A 7,141-nucleotide genomic window follows, 5' to 3' on the forward strand; every position below is an offset into this window, starting at 1 on the left:
TTTTGATCAAAAAGGCACGAGAATTTGGCTATACTTTAGTGCAACAAGAGGAGCTAGTTAAGGAAGTTTCTTAGAAGGATGAAGTGAAATCTTATCTTGTACAAATGGGTTATAGTAAAGAAATGGGAGCACGTCCAATAGAGAGACTTATTGAAAAAGAGATGAAAAGTTACTTAGCAGAAGAAATACTGAATCGTAAATTAATAAAAGGAAAGAAACTAAGAATCTATATGAATAAAGTAGAAAATAAAATTGCTTTTGATATAGTTTAAAATCCTTGTATTGAACTTCATCTTTGTTACAATTTATAACTTAAATTTAATTTGAATTATAGTGATAAGTGATAAAGTAAAACAAGTCCTAAGCTACTACGAAAGTGAAAACCCCGGGGTGAAAGCAAATCTTACTCGTATTCTCATGCATGGAAAGCTTGGCGACACTGGCAAGTTAGTGATTCTGCCAGTAGATCAAGGATTTGAGCACGGGCCAATAAAAAGCTTTGAAGTTAACCCTGATGCTTATGACCCACATTATCATTTTCGGCTTGCAGTTGATTCGGAAGTAAGTGCATATGCTGCTCCACTTGGTATGATTGAAGCTGGTGCTTCAACCTATGCTGGCCTGCTCCCACTTATTTTGAAACTTAATAGTTCCAACTCCTTACATTCAAAAAATCTGACTTCTGATCAAGCAATAACCTCTTCTGTGAAAGATGCGCTGCGTTTGGGCTGCTTGGCTGTTGGATTTACTATATATCCTGGTTCTGCCAAGTGTTTTGATATGATGGAAGAAGCCCGTGAAATCGTAGCTGAAGCCAAATCTTATGGGCTTGCAGTAGTGTTGTGGTCTTACCCACGGGGTGAGGGCCTTTCCAAAGAAGGTGAAACAGCAGTTGATGTTATTGCCTATGCTGCGCACATAGCAGCTTTACTTGGCGCTAATATAATCAAAGTAAAACTTCCAACTAAATATTTGGAAAGGGAGAAAATAGAAACAGAAAATATTGAATCATTATCTAAAAGAATTGAATATGTTAAAAGATCTTGTTTTGCAGGGAAAAGAATAGTAGTTTTTTCTGGTGGCGAATCGAAGGAAGTAGATGACATATGCAATGAAGCAAAAGAAATTAAGCAGGGTGGTGGTAATGGTTCAATTATTGGCCGTAACACTTTTCAACGCAAAAGGGAGGAAGCTTTATCTATGCTAAAAGATATAATGGATATCTACACATAAAAAATGGCTGGGTGGCAGAATGGCTTATGCGGAGGACTGCAAATCCTTTTATACCGGTTCAATTCCGGTCCCGGCCTCTTTCATTTTCTATATCTTGTAAAAGTTGCTCAATTCAACAGTAGCTTTAAGTGTGTAACCTATAGAGAAAGCTTATCCATTATTTATTCATAAGTAAAATCAATAGACTTCTTGCATAACCCAAACTAAGTAAAAAAAGGTATCCGTTCAGCGGAGTGACAGAATAAGGTAGATAAGGTGATCTAAAAAGATAATCATAGAGCAAAAGTGAGTTTACAACAAATGGTGTCATCCAAGTAGCCAACACTTGTATCTTTATGATGTGAGGCATTAGAGCTAAAATACCTCACAGGGAGGGTGAAGCTGATGTGACACTAATGCCATTAAGATTTTGTATCGCCAACAAACCTACTCTTTGGAAGCCCATTGCACCTGAAATGAGGCATTTGAGGGCGTTGCATGCAATCGCTAAAAGATGATAAGGTGCAACAGACAAATCGCTTGGAAAACAAAAATATACATTCCAGTTGCAAAGAAGCTATATCTAAAGTAATTTTGGCAATAGAGGAGCAAATTATTGTTCTCGAAAGAGAAATTAATGAGCATATAAACAACTATCCACATCTAAAAAATATGGTGGAAAACCTTAAGACTATAAAAGGTATAGGATATCTTACTGCTGTTGTCGCAGAAATGCCATCAGTTGATAACTTTGACAATGCTAAACAATTTACAGCTTTTGCTGGTCTAAATCCAGGACATTATCAATCGGGATCGTCAGTAAGCAAGAGAAGTTGCATATGCAAAATAGGATCTGAGCGTATTCGAAAAGCTCTTTATATGCCAGCTATAGTAGTCAAAAACCATAATAATCATTTTCAAAAATTTTGTCAGCGTCTAGCAAGTAAAGGCAAATGTCCAAAAGTCATAGTTCTTGCGTTAATGCGAAAATTAATGCATGTCTTTTTTGGTATTCTTAAAAATAATCAACCATTTAATTGTAATTTTGTTGGATAATTTGTTTGATAGCAGAGACGATATCTTTAATTCAGCATGAATTTTAGGGATCTACATTTGGATGCTTTTTTTGAATATCTGCTAGAAGCCCATCTCTTGCTAATTCCTTTTTTAGATCAAATCTTTCTTTGTCATAAGGAGCCTTTGTCTGGAAATGCATATGCTTCTGACATTTTTCCATCATATTTTCTTATCCATTTACTTAACATACTGCCACCTATGCCTAGACCTTTTGCTATTTTTGTACTTCTGTTTCTTTAACCAGCTTAACAGCTTCTAATTTGAATCCTGCTGCTTCTATTTGCCATATTTTGAAAAAACGTTTTATTTTACTCCAAAAACGTCTTAACTTTCTCTCTACTTTTTCTAGGTAAGGTCACTAGATACCTATGCAGCTGTGCATAGAATGACAGAAGAGACTTGCGTTAGATATTGTTTATTTACTTTCGCTCTTTTCTATCAATTTTTTAACTAAGCCTCTTAGCTTTTTACTGGATTCATCAAGCTCTTGAATCTGCGAGCTATGCTCTTTTATTAGCTCCTTATAGTTACCTCTTATGTAGTCAATCATTTCCTTCATCTGAGCAATCATCTTGTTAACATCCATACTACCTAAGTCAGGTACCATGCCAGGCATAGCCCCTTCTAACATACCGCCAGCCATAAGCTGCTGGGACATTTGCATAAATGGTTTTAAAGTCTGATTAAGCAATTCAGGATCCTTAGCTAATTTTTCTATTTGCTCTTTGCAAGTATCCATATACTGCTTCATAAATTCATCTTCTTGTCCTTTGTCTATCATAATATATCTACCTAAAAATACATATTCTTTATTATATATCGTTTTTAAATTAAAAACAATACAAAATACCTATCACAATTGCATTAATACTTTTTAAACAATGAAAAATGCTCCTTTGCTTACAAATGGTCACATACCTTCTTTAACCATTCCTTATCTTTTACGCTATTTTCTAAGTTTTCATAGACAAATTGATGATAGCTATTTATCCATTCAATTTCATCTTTAGTAAGCATTTGCACATCTATTAGCCTTCTATCATATGGAATGAAGGTCAGTTGTTTGAAATGTAAAAAGCTATTTTCTTGTCTGTCGACATACATCAGATTTTCAATTCTTATCCCATACTCTCCCGGAATGTAATAACCAGGTTCGTTGGAAAGTATCATTCCTGGCGTGAGTTTCACTTTATTGCCCTTTGATATTGCTTGTGGTCCTTCGTGTACTGATAGGTAACTTCCTACTCCATGCCCTGTACCATGCATATAGTCCATTCCAAATTTCCATAAATGCGTACGTGCCAATATATCCAATTCTCCACCAGTAGTGCCAGAAGGAAAGATGACACTTGCTATAGCAATGTGAGCTTTCAACACTATTGTATAGTGGGTTATTTGCTCATTGGTCGGATTACCAACCACTACAGTTCTTGTCACATCAGTTGTGCCATTAAGGTATTGGCCACCAGAGTCAATCAAATATAGTCCACTTTTCTGAATTACCTTATTCGTCTTACTGCTTGCACGATAGTGAATTATTGCACCATTTTCATTAAATGCGAAAATTGTTGGAAAACTTGGTTGCTTAAACAAACCCTGCTCTTTTCTGTGTTCTAAAATCCTTTCTTCAGCTTTGAGCTCAGTGATTCCATTGCCAACATTATTTTCAAGCCAATGTAGAAAGTTTGTAACTGCCACTCCATCTTTAATGTGTGCATTTATAGCCCCAGCTATTTCAGTTTGGTTTTTTACTGCTTTATAAATTAGACAAGGATCTTCTCTTTCAGCTACCTGTTTATCTTTTATTACAGCCATGATACTAATTGGAGTTGTGTTTGGATCTATAACTATTGAATTTAGCTTGTGCAGCGAATTTTCTAGCTCACTAATATCAAAAATATTTATATGATTGCCTAAATTTGCTTCTATAGTTGAATGTTCTTTATCTTGAATAAACAAATCAACATTACCGCTTTTATACAATATAGCACGGCCAAATATACATGGAGTATATTTGGCATTTTCATTTCTTGAATTTAATAGCCATGAAATTGAATTTGGATCAGTTAAAAGCACTGCTTCAGCTTCTTTATCTATGCTTTTAGCGACTTTTTCACATTTATTCTTGCTACTTTCACCAGCATATTTAATGGAATGTAAAACCACTGCTTGTTTTCGATAGTCACTTTTTTTTCCAGCTAAACAGGGTATTAATTTACAGATATTCTCATACTTTCTTATATCTTCTATGGTAAAATATTGCAAATAGTAACCTAGTGAGGTGGTCAATGTTAAGTTTGCTTTTACCCATTCGCGTGGATCCTCTTCTTGTATATTATATACTTGAAAATTGTCCTGATCGAGCTGACTGCGAGCTTGTGTAATATAGCGTCCATCTGTAAAAAATGGGCACTTATTGCTCTTTGTAACGATAAGTAGCCCATTTGTTCCTGTGAAGCCACATAATTCTGTTAACTCTTTTGAATATTCATTTAAATATTCGTCTTTAGTATGCAACACAAATACATCAACGTTTATTTCGTGCATAAAAGAACGAAATTCTTCGATTTTTGACATATACCTCACGCAAAACTAGCAACTACTTTCGTTTTCTTATTTCTAAGGTACACTAATATGCTCACTATTGCTGCGGGAGTGATGCCTTGTATTTGCTTTGCAATTCCAATTGTAGCTGGTTTTATCGTCTGCAACTTTTCTATTACCTCACTTGACAGGCCTTTAACTTGTGAATAGTTAAAATCAATTGGAATTTGAGTGTTAATTTCCTCTCGTAAAAACTTCATATCCGCTTCTTGTCTTATTAGGTAAGGTTTGTATTTTGCTTCAATTTCAACCGCTTCGCATATTTCATTCTTAGCTCTATTATCCGCTTTGGTGTGTCCCATTTTGTCATTCCAGCGTGTGACGCTGCTTAACTCCGGCCATATTTCTTGTAATTTATTCCAGTCGATGTTTGGATAGCTAAGTAAATCTAGTGCCGTTTTTCTTATTCCATCATAAGATATTTTAATACCATAAGACCTAAGCTGCTCAGGAGTAATCGTCAGACTCCCTAACTTCTCTTCAAGCTGCTTAATGGATTTAAGTTTATTCTGTAAAACAGAGTATCTCTCATGCGAAACAAGGGAAATATCATAACCTTTTTGTGTTAATCTTCTATCCGCATTGTCTGACCTGATAGCTAGCCTATATTCTGCACGTGAGGTAAATAATCTATAAGGCTCGATCACCCCTTTGGTGACCAAATCATCTATCATTACGCCAATATACGAATCTGTGCGGTGAAGAACAAAACTCTCTTTTTTTTTAGATGCAGAGAGTGCTGAGTTAATTCCGGCGATAATTCCTTGCCCTGCTGCTTCTTCATATCCAGTGGTGCCATTAATTTGGCCAGCAAAATATAGACCTTTAATTTTCTTAGTTTCAAGAGTATGGCTTAGTTCTCGTGGATCAATATAGTCATACTCAACTGCATATCCAGACCTTAATATTTCTGCGTTTTCAAGTCCTTTGATACTCTTTATCATTTCATTTTGCACTTTAACAGGCAATGAATTTGAAATTCCGTTTGGGTATACAGTATCATCATCCAACCCTTCTGGTTCTAAAAATATTTGGTGACTACTTTTTTCTGCAAATTTATTAATTTTAACTTCAATGGATGGGCAGTATCTTGGTGCAACAATGTCATCCAAATACGAAGAAGCTGACCTATGAAGATTTTCTCTAATTATTTTATGCGTATTTTCATTAGTATGGGTAATAAAGCATGATACCTGAGGTTGGTTAATTTTTTCTGTGAGATAAGAAAACGGCACAGGTGGGTTATCACCCACTTGTTCTTGCAATATTGACCAGTTTATAGTATTACGATCAAGCCTTGGTGGAGTTCCGGTACGCAGTCTACCTAATCTAAAATCATATTTCTTCAATGTATTTGCAAGTTCTACTGCAGACTTATCTCCCATTCTTCCTGAAGGAGTTGTTTGCTCTCCTATATGAATCACACCCCGCAGAAAAGTTCCTGTAGTTAGAATGACTTTACTTGTTGGTATACGTTCACCCGAGCTTATTATTACAGCTTTAATGCACGGTTTCCCATTGCCATTACTTTCTATAAGAAAATTGTCGACTGACTCTTCTTTTACCGTCAAATTGTTATAATTTAGAATAATTTCCTGTATTGCCTGCTTATATAATTTTCGGTCTGCCTGTGCACGCGGGCCCCATACTGCTGCACCTCTGCTACTATTTAAAATGACTGAGTGTATGCTTGCTTGATCGATTGCTCTTCCCATTATTCCATCAAGAGCATCAACTTCCCTGACTACAACACCCTTTGCAACTCCTCCAATTGCTGGATTGCAGGACATTTCTCCTATAGTTGAAATTTTATGAGTGATAAGCAGCGTGTTTGCACCAAGGCGAGCTGCCGCAGCGGCAGCTTCGCACCCTGCATGACCACCACCTACTATTACTACGTCATATTTATGCATGCTTTTTTGAGTAATTCTACTCTACTAATATTCCGATTATCAACGGTTAATGTCAAATTTTATAGTGATACCTCTCCTGTTACCCAGTGCTGTGACATAACCACACGAACATTATAACCGGGAGCCAGGTAGCAGGCACTGGTATCCAAGTTATAGAAACGGATTAAATACAAAAACTTACTTGATAAACCTCGCCAGCCCCCTTATCATGAAACTGAAGGTATTTAGCTATCTTCATCTGTGCAGATTAAACAACAAGAAAACAACGTAGTTGGCGTCTTATTTTTAATTTTTTGCACTATGTGTACCTTATGTCTTCACAACATTTCTGGGTT

Annotated in this window: 5 protein-coding genes, 1 tRNA gene and 2 pseudogenes; 4 read left to right on the plus strand and 4 right to left on the minus strand. The window is 36.0% G+C overall.

Annotation, left to right across the window (positions count from 1 at the left end; translation table 11 throughout):
• Nucleotides 1–74 precede the first annotated feature (74 nt).
• From OZD70_RS04090 to OZD70_RS04105, 4 genes and pseudogenes are all read left to right on the plus strand, one after another.
• Nucleotides 75–272, plus strand: a pseudogene (locus tag OZD70_RS04090) (hypothetical protein); the annotation flags it as partial.
• A 64-nt stretch (nt 273–336) separates the two neighbouring features.
• Nucleotides 337–1,233, plus strand: coding sequence for a class I fructose-bisphosphate aldolase (locus tag OZD70_RS04095; RefSeq protein WP_275021098.1), 897 nt, complete (start codon nt 337–339; stop codon nt 1,231–1,233).
• Nucleotides 1,234–1,238: 5 nt separating this feature from the next.
• A tRNA-Cys gene (locus OZD70_RS04100) sits at nt 1,239–1,310 on the plus strand.
• Between the two features lie 318 nt (nt 1,311–1,628).
• A pseudogene (locus tag OZD70_RS04105) lies at nt 1,629–2,268 on the plus strand (IS110 family transposase); the annotation flags it as partial.
• Between the two features lie 43 nt (nt 2,269–2,311).
• Here the strand turns inward: OZD70_RS04105 and OZD70_RS04110 are convergent.
• The 4 genes from OZD70_RS04110 to mnmG all read right to left on the minus strand — a co-directional run bounded on the left by OZD70_RS04110 (nt 2,312) and on the right by mnmG (nt 6,806).
• The gene (locus tag OZD70_RS04110) at nt 2,312–2,452 is read right to left on the minus strand and encodes a hypothetical protein (RefSeq protein WP_182183163.1); all 141 of its coding nucleotides are present in this window, start codon (nt 2,450–2,452) and stop codon (nt 2,312–2,314) included.
• Between the two features lie 252 nt (nt 2,453–2,704).
• Nucleotides 2,705–3,070, minus strand: coding sequence for a hypothetical protein (locus tag OZD70_RS04115; RefSeq protein WP_182183161.1), 366 nt, complete (start codon nt 3,068–3,070; stop codon nt 2,705–2,707).
• 119 nt (nt 3,071–3,189) lie between these two features.
• Nucleotides 3,190–4,866, minus strand: coding sequence for an aminopeptidase P family protein (locus tag OZD70_RS04120; protein ID WP_275021094.1), 1,677 nt, complete (start codon nt 4,864–4,866; stop codon nt 3,190–3,192).
• Between the two features lie 5 nt (nt 4,867–4,871).
• Nucleotides 4,872–6,806 carry a tRNA uridine-5-carboxymethylaminomethyl(34) synthesis enzyme MnmG gene (mnmG, locus tag OZD70_RS04125; RefSeq protein ID WP_275021096.1) on the minus strand — a complete coding sequence of 645 codons (1,935 nt, stop codon included), beginning with the start codon at nt 6,804–6,806 and terminating at the stop codon, nt 4,872–4,874.
• Nucleotides 6,807–7,141 lie beyond the last annotated feature (335 nt).

Origin of the sequence: Wolbachia endosymbiont of Drosophila tsacasi, from assembly GCF_028982115.1 — a bacterium.
Classification (GTDB): domain Bacteria; phylum Pseudomonadota; class Alphaproteobacteria; order Rickettsiales; family Anaplasmataceae; genus Wolbachia; species Wolbachia pipientis_B.